This is a genomic window from Pseudomonas brassicacearum, from assembly GCF_009601685.2.
Classification (GTDB): Bacteria; Pseudomonadota; Gammaproteobacteria; order Pseudomonadales; family Pseudomonadaceae; genus Aquipseudomonas; species Aquipseudomonas kilonensis_B.
Window position 1 is genome coordinate 2,136,451 of the sequence record NZ_CP045701.2, and the last position, 16,910, is coordinate 2,153,360.

At 52.9% G+C, this 16,910-nt stretch carries 18 protein-coding genes and 1 pseudogene; 8 read left to right on the forward strand and 11 right to left on the reverse strand.

Annotation, left to right across the window (positions count from 1 at the left end):
* Positions 1-32 precede the first annotated feature (32 nt).
* Positions 33-563, forward strand: coding sequence for a plastocyanin/azurin family copper-binding protein (locus tag GFU70_RS09310; RefSeq protein WP_116643797.1), 531 nt, complete (start codon positions 33-35; stop codon positions 561-563).
* A gap of 61 nt (positions 564-624) precedes the next feature.
* On the forward strand, positions 625-1,455 hold the full coding sequence (gene queF / locus GFU70_RS09315; protein ID WP_058544114.1) for an NADPH-dependent 7-cyano-7-deazaguanine reductase QueF: 831 nt from the start codon (positions 625-627) through the stop codon (positions 1,453-1,455).
* Positions 1,456-1,561: 106 nt separating this feature from the next.
* On the opposite strand, the gene GFU70_RS09320 is transcribed toward queF, so the two are convergent.
* Together GFU70_RS09320 and GFU70_RS09325 are read right to left on the reverse strand one after the other, a co-directional pair.
* Positions 1,562-1,825, reverse strand: coding sequence for a DUF4404 family protein (locus GFU70_RS09320; protein ID WP_058544113.1), 264 nt, complete (start codon positions 1,823-1,825; stop codon positions 1,562-1,564).
* A gap of 109 nt (positions 1,826-1,934) precedes the next feature.
* A complete protein-coding gene (locus GFU70_RS09325; RefSeq protein ID WP_064106772.1) occupies positions 1,935-2,555 on the reverse strand; it encodes a hypothetical protein in 621 nt (206 codons plus the stop codon).
* Positions 2,556-2,756: 201 nt separating this feature from the next.
* On the opposite strand from GFU70_RS09325, the gene GFU70_RS09330 reads away from it, so the two are divergent.
* The 3 genes from GFU70_RS09330 (at position 2,757) to rssC (ending at position 5,455) form a co-directional block, all read left to right on the forward strand.
* Entirely contained in the window at positions 2,757-3,446 is a 690-nt protein-coding gene (locus GFU70_RS09330) for a VacJ family lipoprotein (protein WP_058544994.1), read from the forward strand.
* Between the two features lie 345 nt (positions 3,447-3,791).
* Positions 3,792-4,973, forward strand: a complete 1,182-nt coding sequence (rssB, locus tag GFU70_RS09335; protein ID WP_058544995.1) for a two-component system response regulator RssB — start codon at positions 3,792-3,794, stop codon at positions 4,971-4,973.
* A complete protein-coding gene (gene rssC, locus GFU70_RS09340) occupies positions 4,973-5,455 on the forward strand; it encodes an anti-sigma factor antagonist RssC (protein ID WP_058544996.1) in 483 nt (160 codons plus the stop codon). The genes rssB and rssC overlap by 1 nt, the downstream gene beginning before the upstream one ends.
* A gap of 186 nt (positions 5,456-5,641) precedes the next feature.
* Here the strand turns inward: rssC and tal are convergent, their stop codons facing one another.
* The 3 genes from tal to GFU70_RS09355 form a co-directional block, all read right to left on the reverse strand.
* Positions 5,642-6,568 carry a transaldolase gene (tal, locus tag GFU70_RS09345; protein ID WP_153387911.1) on the reverse strand — a complete coding sequence of 309 codons (927 nt, stop codon included), beginning with the start codon at positions 6,566-6,568 and terminating at the stop codon, positions 5,642-5,644.
* A gap of 178 nt (positions 6,569-6,746) precedes the next feature.
* The gene (gene dusA, locus GFU70_RS09350; RefSeq protein ID WP_153387912.1) at positions 6,747-7,733 is read right to left on the reverse strand and encodes a tRNA dihydrouridine(20/20a) synthase DusA; all 987 of its coding nucleotides are present in this window, start codon (positions 7,731-7,733) and stop codon (positions 6,747-6,749) included.
* Positions 7,734-7,872: 139 nt separating this feature from the next.
* On the reverse strand, positions 7,873-8,136 hold the full coding sequence (locus GFU70_RS09355) for a CopG family ribbon-helix-helix protein (RefSeq protein ID WP_116642820.1): 264 nt from the start codon (positions 8,134-8,136) through the stop codon (positions 7,873-7,875).
* Between the two features lie 270 nt (positions 8,137-8,406).
* Here GFU70_RS09355 and GFU70_RS09360 point away from each other — a divergent pair.
* The 3 genes and pseudogenes from GFU70_RS09360 to GFU70_RS09370 all read left to right on the forward strand — a co-directional run bounded on the left by GFU70_RS09360 (position 8,407) and on the right by GFU70_RS09370 (position 10,865).
* Positions 8,407-9,178: pseudogene (locus GFU70_RS09360) on the forward strand (DNA adenine methylase).
* A gap of 236 nt (positions 9,179-9,414) precedes the next feature.
* Positions 9,415-10,329 (forward strand): hypothetical protein, encoded by a 915-nt coding sequence (locus tag GFU70_RS09365; protein ID WP_153387913.1) that lies wholly within the window; start codon positions 9,415-9,417, stop codon positions 10,327-10,329.
* On the forward strand, positions 10,305-10,865 hold the full coding sequence (locus tag GFU70_RS09370; RefSeq protein WP_153387914.1) for an AAA family ATPase: 561 nt from the start codon (positions 10,305-10,307) through the stop codon (positions 10,863-10,865). The genes GFU70_RS09365 and GFU70_RS09370 overlap by 25 nt, the downstream gene beginning before the upstream one ends.
* Here GFU70_RS09370 and GFU70_RS09375 read toward each other — a convergent pair.
* The 6 genes from GFU70_RS09375 to GFU70_RS09400 all read right to left on the reverse strand — a co-directional run bounded on the left by GFU70_RS09375 (position 10,862) and on the right by GFU70_RS09400 (position 16,864).
* Positions 10,862-11,602 (reverse strand): methyltransferase domain-containing protein, encoded by a 741-nt coding sequence (locus GFU70_RS09375; protein ID WP_153387915.1) that lies wholly within the window; start codon positions 11,600-11,602, stop codon positions 10,862-10,864. The genes GFU70_RS09370 and GFU70_RS09375 overlap by 4 nt on opposite strands.
* Before the next feature lie 18 nt (positions 11,603-11,620).
* Positions 11,621-12,805, reverse strand: coding sequence for a DNA methyltransferase (locus tag GFU70_RS09380; protein WP_193034285.1), 1,185 nt, complete (start codon positions 12,803-12,805; stop codon positions 11,621-11,623).
* Positions 12,792-14,096, reverse strand: a complete 1,305-nt coding sequence (locus GFU70_RS09385) for an HD domain-containing protein (RefSeq protein WP_193034286.1) — start codon at positions 14,094-14,096, stop codon at positions 12,792-12,794. Before GFU70_RS09385 ends, GFU70_RS09380 begins: the two co-directional genes overlap by 14 nt.
* A gap of 746 nt (positions 14,097-14,842) precedes the next feature.
* On the reverse strand, positions 14,843-15,550 hold the full coding sequence (locus GFU70_RS09390; RefSeq protein ID WP_153387918.1) for a hypothetical protein: 708 nt from the start codon (positions 15,548-15,550) through the stop codon (positions 14,843-14,845).
* Between the two features lie 97 nt (positions 15,551-15,647).
* On the reverse strand, positions 15,648-15,863 hold the full coding sequence (locus tag GFU70_RS09395; RefSeq protein WP_153387919.1) for a hypothetical protein: 216 nt from the start codon (positions 15,861-15,863) through the stop codon (positions 15,648-15,650).
* 278 nt (positions 15,864-16,141) lie between these two features.
* Positions 16,142-16,864 (reverse strand): metallophosphoesterase, encoded by a 723-nt coding sequence (locus tag GFU70_RS09400; RefSeq protein ID WP_153387920.1) that lies wholly within the window; start codon positions 16,862-16,864, stop codon positions 16,142-16,144.
* Positions 16,865-16,910 lie beyond the last annotated feature (46 nt).

The window sequence follows — 16,910 nt, forward strand, 5'->3', positions numbered from 1 at the left end:
CAAGTTGAACCTTACCTTGTCGGAGTATGAACATGTTGATGGTAAACCGTCTGATCCTGGCCGCCTCTGCGTGGGTATTGAGTACCGCGTTGTGGGCATCGCCCGGTGAGCACTTTGATTTCGGCCAGCCCACGCCAGCGGCCAAGGCCAGTCGCACCATCGAGGTGGTGATGGGCGACATGTCGTTCAATCCCGGCGCGCTGGATATCAAGGCGGGCGAGACGGTACGGTTCGTACTGATCAATAAAGGCCAGTTACTGCACGAATTCAACCTCGGTAACGCTGCGATGCATGCCCAGCACCAGCAGGAAATGCTCAAGATGCAACAGAGCGGCATGTTGACGCCGACCGGGATGAAGCCAGGAATGGAGCATGCCTCGATGGGGCACGGTGGCAAAGGCGGCATGATGCGCCACGACGACGCTAACAGCGTGCTGGTTGAGCCGGGTAAGTCCGCGGAGTTGACCTGGGCTTTTGACAAGGCCACCCGGCTGGAATTTGCCTGCAATGTCCCCGGTCATTACCAGGCCGGGATGAAGGGCGACCTGACAGTCAGTCAGTAAGCACTCAAAGGCTGCGGCAAAGGCTGATAGAATCGGCTGATTCTTCAGTCAGGTTTCCGTCATGCATCCCGCAGCCGAACATTCGCCGCTGGGCAAATCCAGCGAATACATCGCCACGTACACGCCGTCACTGCTGTTCCCGATCCCGCGCGCCGCGAAATGGGCGGAACTGGGCCTGACGGCCGAGACCCTGCCGTACAAGGGCGTGGATTTCTGGAACTGCTTCGAGCTGTCGTGGCTGCTGCCGTCCGGCAAGCCGGTGGTGGCCATCGGTGAGTTCGCGATCCCGGCGGATTCGCCGAACATCATCGAGTCCAAATCCTTCAAGCTGTACCTCAACTCCTTGAACCAGACGCCGTTCGCCGATACCGCGAGCCTGGAAACGACCCTGCGCCAGGACCTGTCGGCGGCTGCCGGCAAAGCAGTGGGTGTGCGGATCCGCAGCCTCAAGGACGTGGAGCGTGAAGGCATCGTGGCGCTGCCCGGTACGTGCATCGACGATTTGGACATCAGCGTCGACTCCTACGCGCACCCGCGTCCGGAGCTGCTGCGCTGCGATGCTTCACGCATTGTCGAGCAAAGCCTGCACAGCCACCTGCTCAAGTCCAATTGCCCGGTGACCAGCCAGCCCGACTGGGGCAGCGTGGCGGTGGAATATCGCGGCGCGGCCCTGGACCCGGCCAGCCTGCTGGCCTACATCGTCAGCTTCCGCCAGCATTCCGATTTCCATGAGCAATGCGTGGAGCGGATCTTTCTCGACCTGCAGCGCTTGCTCAAGCCGGAAAAACTGACGGTGTATGCACGGTATGTGCGTCGGGGCGGGCTGGATATCAATCCGTATCGCAGTACTGAAGACGTTCAACTGCCGAACCATCGCCTGGTCCGCCAGTGAGTCTCTGATGTGGGAGCGGGCTTGCTCGCACAATGGATTGCATTTCAGATTGCCGACATTAAAAAGCCCCGCTAGCGATAGCAGGGCTTTTTTGCATTTGAAGGGTTCAGATCCCCATGTTGCCCAAGGCTTGCACGATGTTGCGCAAGGTCCCGGCAAGGGTGGGGTGTTCCACCTCGAAGCGCTCGACAGCCAGGTTCACATTGTCGGCGAGGTTGTTGTCCGGCGTTTTGGTTTCCAGCTCAAGTTCAAACTCGATCTGTTCCATCAGCGTCCGTAGATCATCACGCTCGGCTTCGGAAAGCGGCGGGTTCTGGTCCAATTGCTCGCGCAGTGTATTGAGCTGTTCTTGCAATTCGCGGGCAGGCATTGGCGTACTCCCTTTATTGATAGGCACAGCCATGGACCGCGACAGCGTGTCAAAAGTCCGTGGCTTACCTTAAGAGTAATCTACCCTCGCGCTCCCTGCATGATCCCGGTCATGGCTTCTCGCCTTTGAGTCGGCGCAGGCTGATGTCCGCCAGGCAAGTATCAAGTTCGCCCAGGTGATCGATCACTGAATGCACCCCCAGGCCGAACAATTGCACGGTGGCCTTGGCACGCTTGGTTTCCCGTTCCTGTTGGCTCAGCGCTTGCCATTCGTCAGGCGCCAGGCCACACAGCGAGCCGCAGGACGCCAGGCCGATGGTCCACAAACCGGCGTTGAGGCCTGACTGCAACAACCGGGGTTCGCCACTGACCAACACGCAACCGTCCAGTTGCTGGACGTTCAGCGCCATCAGGGCCTGCCAGCAGGCATGCGGTGCCGGCCAAGGATTATTTGTTGCGGGAAGTTGCGGTGGTTTGATCCACGTTGGCAATGACGCCGCCAAGGCATGGCTGACGGCAGGTGGCAATTCGTCGAGCCAGGCGCAAGGGATTTCCTGGCGCTGCAACTGGTGCAAGCTCTCAAGGGCGCCAGGTGTTGGCTGTGCATGCTCGACGGGCTCTGCGCCTGGCTGACGGATGCGCGCGCCGAAATCCACCAGGCATCCGCTCAGGCCAAACAGTACGGCGGTCAGGCTAGGGGCGGGGAGGGGCAGGGCTTCGGGGCGGGGCATGGGAACATCCTTGAAATAACCACCAGCCTAAAGGGCCTCGATGACAGTCCGGTGACAGTGAAATGAAGGACGCCGGTCGTGGAAACGTCCTACAGCCTACGTGTTTTTCGGTGCTGCCTATCCACGCGTTCCGTCTTATACTAGCCAGCTTACCGCCTGGGCTCGGCGCCCTTGCCTGAACAATCCAAGGAGTTTCCCCCTATGCGCTGGAGCCATCGTCTAGCTCAGCTATGTTTGTCTGCCAGCGTCCTGCTGGTTCCGTTCGTTGCCCAGGCCGCGACGGAAGAAGATCCTTGGGAAAGCATCAACCGTCCAATCTTCATCTTCAATGACACCATTGACACCTATGCGCTCAAGCCACTGGCCCAGGGTTATCAATACGTGACGCCGCAGTTCCTTGAAGACGGCATCCACAACATGTTCCGCAACATCGGCGACGTGGGCAACCTGGCCAACAACGTGCTGCAGGCCAAGCCGGCCGCGGCCGGGGTCGACACTGCCCGGTTGATCTTCAACACCACCTTCGGCCTGCTGGGCTTCTTTGATGTGGGCACCCAGATGGGCCTGCAGCGCAGCGACGAAGATTTTGGCCAGACCCTGGGCTACTGGGGCCTGGACAGCGGGCCGTATGTGATGTTGCCGCTGCTGGGGCCAAGCACCCTGCGTGACGCGCCGGCCAAGCTGGTCGATGACTACACGGCCCCGTATCGTTATATCGATAACGTCTCGGTGCGTAACTCTATTCGAGGCCTGAACATCGTCGACACCCGCGCCAGCCTGTTGTCGGCCGAGAAGATGGTGCGTGGCGACAAATACGTCTTCATCCGCAATGCCTACCTGCAAAACCGCGAATTCAAGGTCAAGGATGGCCAGGTCGAAGACGATTTTTAATTTCGACCTGTAAAACCAGGAAGGCGGCCCAGAAGGCCGCCTTCTGTGCTTTGGCGTCGTGTTTGAACAGGTTTGATCCTTCCATTGAGTTACGCTTCGCTCGGTTCTTATAACTCTCTGTGCTTTGACAAATAAAGACGGCAAGCGGCTATCTGCATGAGCTTGAAACGCCCCGCGGATGGGAGTACCGTCTGCGCCTTAGAAGGGCACCTCTGATGTAGTTGCGTGTAGGGCAAAGACCTGAAACCTGTACGACAGAGAGGCTAGAAAGCGAATCCAGTAGTGCGTGCAAGGCCAGACGGCCCAGCCCGCTACGCCAACCTAATTCTGGCGCCGTTTGCCCACATGCCAAAAACCAGTGCCACGCTGCTGATAATCGATGATGACGAAGTGGTGCGAGCCAGTCTCGCAGCCTACTTGGAAGACAGTGGTTTCAGCGTCCTGCAGGCCAGCAATGGCCAACAGGGTCTTCAGGTATTCGAGCAAGACAAGCCCGACCTGGTCATCTGCGACCTGCGCATGCCGCAGATGGGCGGACTCGAACTCATTCGCCAGGTCACCGAGATTTCCGCGCAGACCCCGGTGATCGTGGTTTCGGGCGCCGGCGTGATGAACGACGCGGTCGAGGCATTGCGCCTGGGCGCGGCAGATTACCTGATCAAGCCCCTTGAAGACCTCGCGGTGCTCGAGCACTCGGTGCGCCGGGCCTTGGACCGTTCGCGGCTGTTGTTGGAAAACCAGCGCTACCGCGAAAAGCTGGAGACCGCCAACCGCGAGCTGGAAGCCAGCCTGAACCTGTTGCAGGAAGACCAGAACGCCGGGCGCCAGGTGCAGATGAACATGCTGCCGGTCAGCCCCTGGGCCGTCGACGATTTCCGTTTTGCCCACCAGATCATCCCGTCGTTGTACCTGTCGGGCGATTTCGTGGACTATTTCCGGGTCGATGAGCGGCGAGTGGCGTTCTACCTGGCGGATGTTTCCGGCCATGGTGCTTCTTCGGCATTCGTGACGGTGCTGTTGAAGTTCATGACCACGCGCCTGTTGTTCGAGTCCAAGCGCAACGGCACGCTGCCAGAGTTCAAGCCTTCGGAAGTCCTTGGGCATATCAACCGAGGCCTGATCAGTTGTAAGCTGGGCAAACACGTCACGATGGTCGGTGGAGTCATCGACGAGGAGACGGGTTTGTTGACCTATAGCATTGGCGGTCACCTGCCTTTGCCTGTGTTGTATACGCCAGACAGTGTGCGTTACCTGGAAGGACGTGGTTTGCCGGTGGGCCTGTTCAACGAGGCCACCTACGAAGACCACGTACTGGAATTGCCGCCGACATTCAGCCTGACGCTGATGTCTGATGGCATTTTGGACCTTTTGACAGAACCTACACTCAAAGAGAAAGAAGCGGCCTTGCCTGAACGGGTGAGAGCAGCGGGCGGCAGCCTGGAAGGCTTGCGTCAAGTGTTTGGATTAGCCACGCTAGGGGAGATGCCGGATGATATCGCCCTGTTAGTGTTGAGCAGGAACCTTTGATGAGTACCGGTAGAATCCAGTTCGCCGAGCAGGACGGCACCTTTGTCCTGAAGTTTGTCGGTGAAGTGCGCCTGACCCTGTGTTCGGCGCTGGATGCGACGATTGAGCGGATCTTCACTGCGCTGAACTTCAGCGCCATCGTGATCGACCTGACCGAAACCCGCAGCATCGACAGCACCACATTGGGCCTGCTGGCCAAACTGTCGATCCTGTCGCGGCAAAAGGTCGGTCTGCTGCCGACTGTCGTCACCACCCACAACGACATCACCCGTCTGCTGCAATCGATGGGCTTCGACCAGGTGTTCAACATCGTGAGCGACCCTGTGCCGTGCCCGGAATGCCTGGACGACCTGCCTGACCAGGACCAGTCCGAAGAAGAAGTGCGGATCAAGGTGCTCGAAGCCCACAAGATCCTGATGGGGCTCAACGATTCCAATCGTGAAGCCTTCCATGACCTGGTGAATGCGCTAGAGGGGCCTTGATCCCTGGGTTTTGCTTAGGCTGACCGCCCTCATCGCGAGCAAGCTCGCTCCCACATTGGAATGCATTCACCTGTGGGAGATTGCTCGCGATAGTGTCTATCGATCCGCCACATCCCTCAGGCCAAGCCACATAAAAAAGGGCGAACCCACCAAGGTTCGCCCTTTTTGCATGCCTTGTGAATCAGCTCAAAGCTTGGCTTGCAGCAACGCCTCCAGTTTCTCCTGGTCCCGGGCAAACTGACGAATACCTTCGGCCAGTTTCTCGGTCGCCATGGCGTCCTCGTTGGACAACCAGCGGAACTGCGCTTCATTGAGGTTCAAGCGCGCCTCCCCGGCTTGCCCTGGCGCCAACTTGCGCTCCAGCTTGCCTTCGTCGGCGGCCAGTTTTTCCAGCAGGTCCGGGCTGACGGTCAGGCGGTCGCAGCCGGCCAGTTGCTCGATCTGGTTGAGGTTGCGGAAGCTCGCGCCCATGACCACGGTCTTGTAGTCATTGGCCTTGTAGTAGTTGTAGATGCGCGTCACCGACTGCACGCCCGGATCATCCGCGCCGGTGTAGTCGTTGCCGTTGGCTTTCTTGTACCAGTCGTAGATACGGCCCACGAACGGCGAAATCAGGAACACCCCGGCATCGGCACAGGCAGCGGCCTGGGCGAAGGAGAACAGCAGTGTCAGGTTGCACTGGATGCCTTCACGCTCCAACTGCTCGGCAGCGCGGATACCTTCCCAGGTGGAGGCGATCTTGATCAGCACGCGCTCGCGGCCAATGCCGGCCTTTTCGTACAGATCGATCAGACGATGCGCACGCTTGAGCATGGCCTCGGTGTTGAACGACAGGCGCGCATCCACTTCAGTGGAAATGCGCCCTGGGATCACTTTCAGGATTTCTTGCCCAACCGCCACGGCAAAACGGTCGCTGGCCAGGCCCACGTCGCCCTTGCAGTCCGCCACGCAGGCGTTCAGCTGCTCGGCATAACCTTGAATGGCCGAAGCCTTGAGCAGCAGGGAAGGGTTGGTGGTAGCGTCCACGGGCTTGACGCGGGCGATGGCCTCGAAGTCGCCGGTATCGGCCACGACGGTGGTGAATTGCTTGAGTTGTTCCAGCTTGGAAGTCATGAGTATGCTCTGTCCTATGGGTCCGTTGACATTACCCGAGGGCCGGCAGCCACTCAAGGGCGCGAAGGGGGATCGACGGGCCCCAGCGGCAACAACCTGAAAACGGTTGTTTGAAAGGCCGGGGCGGTATCGGTAGATACGATGCCAAAACAGCGTGCAGGTTCAAAGCAAGTGACGGTTAACGCCCTTCCAGCAGTTGCCCCGCCTGATCCAGCAGCGCCAATGGGTCCTTGGTCTTGTGGATGTCCACCGACAACAACTGCCGAAACCGCCGCGCTCCCGGGAAACCGGTGCCCAGCCCCAACACGTGACGGGTGATGTGATGCATCGCGCCGCCAGCGGCCAGGTGATCGGCGATATAAGGTCGCAACTGCGCCAGCGCCTCGGCCCGGGTGATGACCGGCGCGGTGCTGCCGAACAATTGCTGATCCACTTCAGCCAGCAGATATGGGTTGTGATAAGCCTCGCGCCCCAGCATCACACCGTCGAAGGTCTGCAGATGTTCGTGGCACGCCTCCAGCGTCTTGATCCCGCCGTTGAGCACAATCTCCAACTCCGGAAAATCCGCCTTCAACCGCGCGACCACGTCATAACGCAGCGGCGGGATGTCGCGATTCTCCTTCGGCGACAACCCCTCCAGAATCGCAATCCGCGCATGCACGGTAAAACTCGTACACCCGGCCTCACGCACCGTCCCGACAAACTCACACAATTGCTCGTAACTGTCCCGCCCATTGATCCCGATGCGATGCTTGACCGTCACCGGAATCGACACTGCATCGCGCATGGCTTTCACGCAGTCAGCCACCAACCCCGGATGCCCCATCAGGCAGGCGCCGATCATATTGTTCTGCACCCGATCGCTGGGGCAGCCGACGTTGAGGTTCACTTCGTCGTAACCATGCTCCTGGGCCATACGGGCGCAGGCGGCCAGGTCGGCCGGGACACTGCCGCCTAGTTGCAGGGCTAGCGGGTGTTCGGCTTCGTGGTGGCGCAGGAAGCGTTCGTGGTCACCATTGAGGAGCGCGCCGGTGGTGACCATTTCGGTGTAGAGCAGCGCGTGCTTGGAGAGGATGCGTAGGAAGAAGCGACAGTGGGCGTCGGTCCAATCCATCATCGGGGCGACGGAGAAGCGGCGGGAGAGCGGGGCAGTTTGTAAGGGCATTGGGAATCTGAATCAGCGAGGCGGATGGCACAGTTTATCAGGGAAGGGCAGGAGGTGTTGGGAGAGCAATATTGCGCCGACTTCACCATTTGTGCGGGGACATTGTCGAGTGAGAAATACGCCGAGGATTTGAAGGCGATTACCGTGTACGCGATACGGAGTCCGCGCCAATTTGATTCCCTCGCCGGGCACGCATCGCTGCCACTTGGTCATCGGAAGCGAATTTGCCTTGGTCAGCTTCCTTTACCGCAAGTTCGATCTTTGTGGTCATCGCTTTTTCACGTTCGATGTAGTCGCGAAGAACGTCCATTGCCAGGTAGCTCGCACTTTGCCCGTTGGTCTTGGCCAGGTCGGCGAGGGAGTTCGATAGGTCTTCGGGCAGATTCAGGGATATGCCGGACATGGCAGCCTCGATGGTGGACGTTTTCGGGCATCTTACACCGTTGACCGAGCGCTTGAATCAGCAGGCCTTCGCAAGGTGTGTCTCGACGTGAATTGTTTCCCTCCTGCACAGATCTGAAAAGCCTCACCGACGCCGCCGTCGAAGGGTACATTTCTGCGGGTGAATCTGGTTTGGGCTAGGCCTGTGCAGTGACTACAAATTGCTCGGCTCTTACTCTTATTGCCTTCTTGATAGAAAATTTAATGAATCTGTCCCATTTCTTTCGCATGGATGGGCGGAAAATACCGTCTAGCCGACCCGCCTCATTCCGCTTTTTCCGCCTCACGAATGCTATGTCGAAGTCTTTGCCGGCGGTGCCGCGCTTTACTTCATTCGACCCCAGGCCTCCCCGGTTGAAGTCCTGAATGACATCAACGGCGACTTGGTGACGCTCTATCGCGTCGTGCAGAACCACCTGGAAGAATTCGTGCGCCAGTTCCAATGGGCGCTCAGCTCCCGTCAGGTGTTCGAGTGGCAGAAAATAACCCGTCCCGAAACCCTCACCGACATCCAGCGCGCCGCCCGGTTCTTCTACCTGCAGCACCATGCCTTCGCCGGCAAGGTCACCGGGCAGACGTTCGGCACCGCGACCACTGGTCCGGCCATCAACCTGCTGCGAATCGAGGAGAACCTCTCGGCCGCGTGGCAGCGACTGTCCGGCACCTACGTCGAAAACCTCCCCTGGCTTGAATGCGCTGAACGCTACGACCGTGCCCACACCTTCCACTACATGGACCCCCCTTACTGGCAGACCGCGGGCTACGGTGTGGACTTTCCGTTCGAGAACTACGAGCGGATTGCCGACTTCATGCGCCGCTGTAAAGGCAAGGTGATGGTCAGCATCAACGACCACTCTGACATCCGCCGTGTGTTCAAGGGCTTTCACTTCGAGACTTTGGACATCCGCTACAGCAGCACCAATCAGCGGCAAGGGAAAACTGAGATCAGTCAAGAACTGGTGATCATGAATTGGGATCCGGTATCCTCTGGAGGATTATTTTAGAAGGCGTAACCAGGGTGGTTGGGCACGCACCGTGCATGACCGGCAACCAGTGAATACGGTGCCTGGAGGCTAATTGCGTTCGCAAAGAAGATCGGCATCCGGTAATGTTAGATAAGCATTGCCTGCCATCGCAGTCGTATTGGATGCATGAGTTTCGATGAAGCACTGTGTGGCGGCTCAATACATTAGCCAGCCAAAGCTATTTGTATAATTCTAGCTAATTCAAAGGAATGTCTATGAGTAATTCGGCCCAAAGTGGTAATGCAAACTTGAATAATGGTACTAGTCAAAATGAACTTAGACGAACATTCATTGCAATGTTGTTTGCCCTGGTTGCAGCGACAATAGCTCAGCAAATAGCTGAGCTATTATTTGTAGTTACCGGCGGTTGGGATTTGGCTTCTAGTCCACCGAAGATGTGGGAAAATTTACTTTCCGGCAATGGGCTGCTTTTTGCATCGCTTACGCACTCTTTTCTGGCGTTGCTTATGGTATCAATGAGCTGGGTTATGTGGTCTAAGTCTCAAGCTGCCGGCCATAAGACTGAGATTGCACATATTTTTTCAAAGGAGTTTGTGCTTTTATTAATCGAAGTATTTCTTGTTGTTCTGTATTTTGCTATTGCCAAAACAATGGAGCAAAATTTTACGGAGTATATGAAGGATAAGCAGATATCTAAATATGTTGGAGTGGCGTCTGCTCGTCCCGAAGCACTCCAAATGATGTGGGTGTTTTCCGTCTTCTTTGTCTGGGACGTGATTGTAGATGTTATCTATAGTCCACGCACCCCCCATCCTGTTCTTATCCGCGAAAGGTTTTACTCTTTCATTCAAGGGCTTTTGACATACTGCTCTATCTCATTGCTCTGTGTTTTCGCTGCTTGGATGGTTAGCCGGGCAGCGCCATCTGCGGGTACTCCATACGAAGCTCTATGGGGCGACATATCGCTAATTGCTCTTCTTTTGTTTTTCGCATTGGGTAAACAGCTCGAATACTTCGCGATCAAATTTTTCCCAGGCGAAGATAGCCGGAAAAATACTAGGCGTGACCATCCGCCTTCAACTAAGGCGGCGGTAATGATGGTTTTCCTTTCTGCCGTTTATATTTATTCGATGATGGTGTTGATATGGCCGCCGAGCTTCCTCAAATAATTGGCTTAGTAGGGCCTATCAGGGCCGGTAAAACGACGATTACAAAATACCTGGTTGAGAAATACGGGTATATATCCGCTTCCAACTCTGACGTGCTTAGGGAAATATTAGAAGGTATGGGGATACCTTCTGATCGGGAAAGATTGGGAAGGTTGGGTAACTCGATTTTTAAAGTTTTGGGGAACGACATTATCGCAAGGTATCGCCTCGATAACCTTCACTTGGGGCGGATAGTTGTCGATGGCATTCGCTATCCAGAGGAGATAAAACGGTACTCTGAAGTTGCGAGTTTTAAACTTTTGGCTGTCACAGCAGATCCGGATGTGCGTTTTGATAGGACCTTAAGAGACCGGACAGAATTGAAGGATGTAGGAATTTCTCGTGAAGCGTTTGATGGTTTAGTACTGTCGAGAAGTGAACTAGATGTTCCTCAGCTCGTGTCAATAGCGGATGAGGTAATTGTAAATGAAAAAGGTTTTGAGAGTCTAAAGCAAAGAGTTGATCAGATTCTGAAAAAATGGAGTTCTGACTCTTAAGGAAGGCCTAGAAGTTGTTTTAAAGTGTTTGCGCAGGCCTCCATCTGCGCATCGCTTTTACCAAATATCCAATATTCGTGATTTAGACATAAATCACTTGAGTCATGGATTCTAAGTATCTTAAAACCGCAGTCTTGTATGTCTGAAGCGAGCTTTTCTCTGGCAGCGATGCTGCGCCGATATACGTTGGCGACAATGACTCCCGTTGCTTTCAAGGTCCTGCTTAGCTCGGTTAGTTGAGCTTTGTAAAATGGGAAGTGCAATACAAATACGGCAATCACCATTTCGAAATAGCCCTCTTCATAAGGAAGAGTGTATGTGGTGTCAGAGAAAACATAGCAGTCGAGATCGTTGCTCGAATGGGATTTGACTACTATCTCATCTGCATCTGATAGGACGTAATGCATTCCCAGCGTAGCATTGACTTTAAATACCGGGTTTTTGCCTGCGCCGATTTCTAGAAGGCTGGAGGGTGCGATTTTAATAGCTAACGATTCAAATAAAGAGCGGACTTTACCATTTGCGGGGCTTATTAATTCAGGGAATTGGGCGCGAGCGCGGCATAGATTGCTGACTTCTATTGGCTTCAGCTCGTCGAGGTGTTCAATATGAGTGTAGAAGTAATCCATGAATCTGAAATATTTGGTTCCTTGATATATCGTCTCACTTGGTCCTTTCTCATTTTTTTTATATTTGAGAACACCAGGTTCGATCATCTCAAAATCTTCTTCGTTCATGCTCCACTCCCTCGGATCCTAATTTTTTATAAATACTAGAATGTCTTCGCATTTAACTTTTGCCATTAAGCGTCTGCGACTTATTTTTATGTTTCTTTCTTTCCTTAGCGCGAGAGTGAACCCCTGATTGATTGCAGAAAATATTAAATCGTCAGTAGTTGAGGCTCTTGCCTGAGATTCACCCACTACTAATGCCATAGATGAGCCTTGTTTAAGTATGCGAAAGCTCTGTTTGAAAAAGCTAGCCATGAAGCTCATATATAATTCATGGCTGTTTTTTCTAGAACGATTTGACCTGGCCCCAGACTCGGCTGAGCGAAGCTTCTCAAAATCTCTAAAGCCCAGCCGTTCAGCAGCAAGCTCGTCTTTATCAAACCACAAGTAACTGAGTCGTTGTGACTTTACATAATCGGCCACGCCGTAATAAGGCGGGGAGGTCATGATGAAGTCAATGTGATCGTTCGGAATAGACTCCATGTTCGCTACGCAGTCACCGGCAAGCAGTTTGTAACGAGATCGAGTTTGTTTTCTCGTTTCCTTCTCTACGTGAACTTGTACCGCCTTGTGAGAAAGCTGAGTTAATTTAAGATATTCGTTAGTAGCATTGCGAAATGTTAATAGTGCATCTTTTGGAACTATTTCGGACGGCTTTGGTTTTACGTTATCGCAAACCCATCCCCAATGACGACCCTGTGAAGAGGTGTTTTTCAGTATTCCGGAGAAAATCGCAAGCAAACATTTTTTAAGTTGAAGGCTTTTGGTTTCAAGTATGGAAGATAATAAACGGTTTAATGTGAAAAGTGTGTCCGGGTGATACCAAGCACGAAGTTCCTCTTCATGAGGATGAGGTTCTGCTAGTTTTGTTCCAAAAAGATTTTCCGATTCGTTGATAATAATATCAATTTGCTTTCGAAGGCTGTTTGGGTCAGGGAAGTAGAGCTTTGCTTCGCTCATAAGTAACGCAATTGGGTTTGTGTCTATCCCAATAAAATTTCTACCTAGTCTAACTGCCTCTACTCCAGTTGTTCCGGACCCGTTAAAAGGATCTAAAACAATATCGCCTTTTTGCGTAAAAGCAGGAATTAGCGTGCCGGGAATCGCTGCAATATAGGTTGCTGGATACCAATGGAGTGAGTGGATTCCCGAATTGCTGAGATTTGGGAAAGACCAATCTATATTTTCTAGATGCTCAGTTAAGTTCAAATGGGAATTCATCCGTTTCGGCGTAGAAGCTTCCTTTATATGTTTCCGGGAATTCAGCTTCAAAAATATCGACTTCAAAAAGGTCACAGAATGCAGTCGTAACCTTTTTTCTCCATTCGATTATATCTGGCAATAACATTTTAGGTTTGCCTGGTGTCTTCTTAATCAGCGAAATCATACAGCTAGTAGAGTTTTCGCCGAGAATTACTGTCCCCTTGTCATTGTCAAGAGGGACCTTAATTTCACGGCAAATTAGACCTTTTTCATTCCATACGAAATAGGTCGGATCATTGAACGGTACATCCACACGATGTGAAATGTATTCAGCAATCTCCGCGTTCTTAAGTTTTTTTGAAGTGTGAAAGTTTTTAAACCATACGTAATCAATAAGATGATATTCGCATCCGGAAATGAGCTGCTGTGCCAAAGTTGCTGTGCTCGGGTGTTTGCGAAGTTTCTCTTCAAACTCCGGCTCAGTCATATGCCAATTTTCAAGTGTGATAACTTCATTCTCAACTGCTCGACGAACTAAATCCGTTTGGAGCGCGTTGTATGGAATGCATTCAGGGTGTGCAATTATCATTGTGTAGATGCGCTGCCTGAAATCTATCCACTTTTTTAGCGGTTCAATAGCTGCTTCGCTAAAGATAAGTCCAGATTTTTCGTTCAACTTCATGCATTTGCGCAGTTTAACTATGTTTTCTCTAGCATAGTCCCATCCAAGCATCGCTGCCATTCGATGAACGTTGTCGATGTTATCGATATCAATGTCCGCAGACACAGCGCTGTGGAGTCCAGGTTTCGGACAAACTAGATTAATCACCGCATCTTGATTGACGTTGTGTTTGCGCAAAATCTTCTCAAGTTGCAACTGCTTGCCTGGAACAATTTCTAGATACGCATTATCTTTGTTGAGCGTTCCGCTAATTAAAGCTGACAGCGTTTCTTCATGATTAAAGTTAGGGGCGACACGTTTGAGTTCCGATTCCACGAGATGGCCATACGGTGGAATGGCTGCATCATGTAAAATCGCTGCGGCGAGTAGTGCCTTTGTTGCATCTATACTTAAATTGCTTTTGTGTGCTAATTCTACAGCAAGATAAGTTACCCCAATCGAGTGAGGGAGGCGTCTGGATCTTCCGAGTTCTTGGATAAGAGGCACATCAAAATTCATTTGACGCATGTTTCGTAGCCGGTGAATCTCCGGGCTATCTATGAGATCGGCGAGTAACGAAGTTAGGCTTTCATCTGAAAACCTCATGAGCCCATGCAAGATGTCGTGGAATTCCATATGGCCCTTCATTTCAAACGTAGCGGGGCGTAAACCCAAATTGGTCAATTGTACACGCTAACGGTGCGTATATCACATGCCACTCAAGCGATCCCCATGCTGCCAGGGACGCTGCACCCATGACTGACCGATTTGCACCCTTGATTTCGACATCTTTGGTCAGCACTGTCAGTGCCAGACCAAGCAAGGCCCGCCTGAACAAGGGTCTGTAAATCCTTCCAGATATCTAGGTGGCTTTTCCCCGGCAGCGGCAGACCGCATAGAGGCCGTACCTTCGTAGATGAGACGTTGAAGTCCAAGCGCCCGAATGTCTACCCGGTCAAGATCACCTCGCAAGCTTGGAGGGCCGAGCGCCCTTGACGGCGACTTAGCTGCAGTTGCTCGCCTATACAAGATACTTTTTTCATCGGGATGCATTGCGCTCCGGTGAGGGGACACCACCAATCGAGGGGCCTCAGATACCCAAATGTTTCGTTTAAGCAGAGTGACTGGCTGATTTTTTAGCGCAAATTTAGGGCGAAACGCAGGCCGTTATAGGCCCTTGCCGGCCTTTCAAATGAGGCATTAACCTCATCAATAGTGGGCTATAGCGGCCTGCGGTCTCGCCTGATCGGGTTCGAGTCCCTAACCATAGCGACTGAATTGCTGTAGTGGACAAAATACTGCCATTTGCAATAGGCAGCTATCACCACTAAATGGACATCTGGCTTTTGAAGTTTGTGTGATTTGGCTAGCGGCCTGCTACGTCAACGGCTCCAGAACGCCGCGCTCGCATTTTTCAGTTGCGCATCGAGCGATTCCCATGCGAACCCGGCGTTTCGGGTAAGCATCTCGATGATCTCCACGAGGCGTTGCATCTGCTCTACAGTTGTTTTGATGTCACCCCATTTGATGCCTAACGTGCTGATGTCAACAAACTGGTATTTATCTGCTAAATAGCGCACTTCTGTATGTGCAGATACCTTGTCACGAATGGTTCTGAATGACTTAATTGTTGCACTAGTTGATAACACCGCCCATAGTTTGCTGGCCTCGCAATACAATTCATCGAATTGGGATCCAAGCTGAGCTTCTTCGCGCAGCTCCAAGCGTCTCAGGGCCTCAAGTATTTCGGTGTCGGTCACATCTTTGTCGTTAGGTATTTTCCAGTTAGCAAACTGTTCACGTAGTGTTTGTCGAAGAGCGTCGTCAGTCAGTGCTTGAATACTATTGTTTAAGCTTGGTGTTCGCGGATCATCATCGAACGTCAGTTTTGCTATGTCCTGCGCACATGAGAGGAATAATGAGTGCTTAAGAATGCTAAACCCCATAGCTCGTTCTCCGGAGCCAAGGGTGGTCACGACAGTTTCATCGAAAAGCATCGGGTCTAGGATCGAATACCTCTGACGCATTTCAATAAATGCATCGAGTAAATGAGATGCATGAGCCTGAATTTTTTCAAGCGAGGTAGGCATGATTTGTGCCTCTATTAACCTTGTAAAACAGATCCTGCCGTCTTCGTCCAAGAGCGGCCCAAAAACTTGAATTCGGAAACGGCATAGCCGATCGACTCTAGCCAGCGGTCTTTCCCTTCAGCCTGGCCAACCCCTGCGTTATGTGCCCGGCGTTCTCACCAATCGTCCATAAAGCCCCGCGAACGTTTTCCCCAACCTCTGCCAGACGTTGCTTTTCAGCATGAAGCGTCAGCTCCATCAGGGCACCCTCCAATCCGAGCTGATTTTCATACACCCTTTCCAGCACGTCCGCTAGCGAATATTTGTCTGACATGGCATCGACTTCTTTCGAAAAAGGAAAGAGTAGTACCGGTAGTGCATCTCGTAGGCGGTAATCGCTGCATGCTTAGAAATTGCTACAAAGCAATGTGTTCTCGAGCGGGTGGCCAGACTGGTCGGGGTTCAACGTGCCGGCTACGCCCAATCCATCATCGGTACGACGGAGAAGCGGCGGTAGAGCGGGGCAGTTTGTAGGGGCATTGGGAGTCTGAATCAAAATAGCATGACGTTGAGCTCACACCGAGGATCAAAGCAAATGCGACTGCCCCATTCTCACTGCCCCATGCTTACGCTGATTATGGTTTCGGTTTGGATGTCTACCAAGCTCAATGCACCGTCGGAAAATGAGCAGCCAGTGTCGATATAAACGACGTTGCCCAGGCGTATGATGCTGGGTACTGTTGAGTGCCCAACATAGAGCCGGTCTATTCCTCTGATGGAAGTGTGGTCTTGTTGCTCGATTTTCTCTCTTGCATACAGTGCTGTTTTCAAGGCGTGCCGCTGATGTGGCTCCCCAGAACTTCCAGTGATAGCGTCTTTGGCTTCCTGCCAGCCATCGTCACTTCGGATGACAGGAACTTCGGCATGGACTATTCCAATTGTTTGATCGCTTGGTAAATTGATTTCGATGATCAATGGAAGTGCTTGCAAGGCTTTTAAAAGCTCATGCTGGATGGTGGGCTGTAATTCGTACAACCAGGCTCCACCATTTCGGATATGTCGGGGTATGTCGCCATGGCCGGAGATACAGTCAATAAGCATCTGCTCATGATTGCCGCGCACGGCATGGAACCACGGTTTCTCTAGCCAGTTCAATACGTCTATGGAGTCGGGACCTCGGTCGATGAGGTCTCCCACGGAAAAGATGCGATCCAGCTCTGTGTTGAAGTCTAGTTCGTTTAAGGCTGCTGTTAGAAGTTTGAAGTGTCCGTGGATGTCGCCCACCACAAAGTCGCGACCTTTTTTATTGGGTGGGAATGATTTCGTCTTGTACATTTATAGTGCTTCAACAGATGTTGAGTGGCGGTGACTGTATCACTTG

Bases quoted from the DNA above. Each gene is read 5' to 3' on its own strand.
- GFU70_RS09310 (WP_116643797.1), top strand. From the start codon at position 33: ATGTTGATGGTAAACCGTCTGATCCTGGCCGCCTCTGCGTGGGTATTG.
- queF (WP_058544114.1), top strand. From the start codon at position 625: ATGCATCCCGCAGCCGAACATTCGCCGCTGGGCAAATCCAGCGAATAC.
- GFU70_RS09320 (WP_058544113.1), bottom strand. From the start codon at position 1,825: ATGCCTGCCCGCGAATTGCAAGAACAGCTCAATACACTGCGCGAGCAA.
- GFU70_RS09325 (WP_064106772.1), bottom strand. From the start codon at position 2,555: ATGCCCCGCCCCGAAGCCCTGCCCCTCCCCGCCCCTAGCCTGACCGCC.
- GFU70_RS09330 (WP_058544994.1), top strand. From the start codon at position 2,757: ATGCGCTGGAGCCATCGTCTAGCTCAGCTATGTTTGTCTGCCAGCGTC.
- rssB (WP_058544995.1), top strand. From the start codon at position 3,792: ATGCCAAAAACCAGTGCCACGCTGCTGATAATCGATGATGACGAAGTG.
- rssC (WP_058544996.1), top strand. From the start codon at position 4,973: ATGAGTACCGGTAGAATCCAGTTCGCCGAGCAGGACGGCACCTTTGTC.
- tal (WP_153387911.1), bottom strand. From the start codon at position 6,568: ATGACTTCCAAGCTGGAACAACTCAAGCAATTCACCACCGTCGTGGCC.
- dusA (WP_153387912.1), bottom strand. From the start codon at position 7,733: ATGCCCTTACAAACTGCCCCGCTCTCCCGCCGCTTCTCCGTCGCCCCG.
- GFU70_RS09355 (WP_116642820.1), bottom strand. From the start codon at position 8,136: ATGTCCGGCATATCCCTGAATCTGCCCGAAGACCTATCGAACTCCCTC.
- GFU70_RS09365 (WP_153387913.1), top strand. From the start codon at position 9,415: ATGAGTAATTCGGCCCAAAGTGGTAATGCAAACTTGAATAATGGTACT.
- GFU70_RS09370 (WP_153387914.1), top strand. From the start codon at position 10,305: ATGGCCGCCGAGCTTCCTCAAATAATTGGCTTAGTAGGGCCTATCAGG.
- GFU70_RS09375 (WP_153387915.1), bottom strand. From the start codon at position 11,602: ATGAACGAAGAAGATTTTGAGATGATCGAACCTGGTGTTCTCAAATAT.
- GFU70_RS09385 (WP_193034286.1), bottom strand. From the start codon at position 14,096: ATGGAATTCCACGACATCTTGCATGGGCTCATGAGGTTTTCAGATGAA.
- GFU70_RS09390 (WP_153387918.1), bottom strand. From the start codon at position 15,550: ATGCCTACCTCGCTTGAAAAAATTCAGGCTCATGCATCTCATTTACTC.
- GFU70_RS09395 (WP_153387919.1), bottom strand. From the start codon at position 15,863: ATGTCAGACAAATATTCGCTAGCGGACGTGCTGGAAAGGGTGTATGAA.
- GFU70_RS09400 (WP_153387920.1), bottom strand. From the start codon at position 16,864: ATGTACAAGACGAAATCATTCCCACCCAATAAAAAAGGTCGCGACTTT.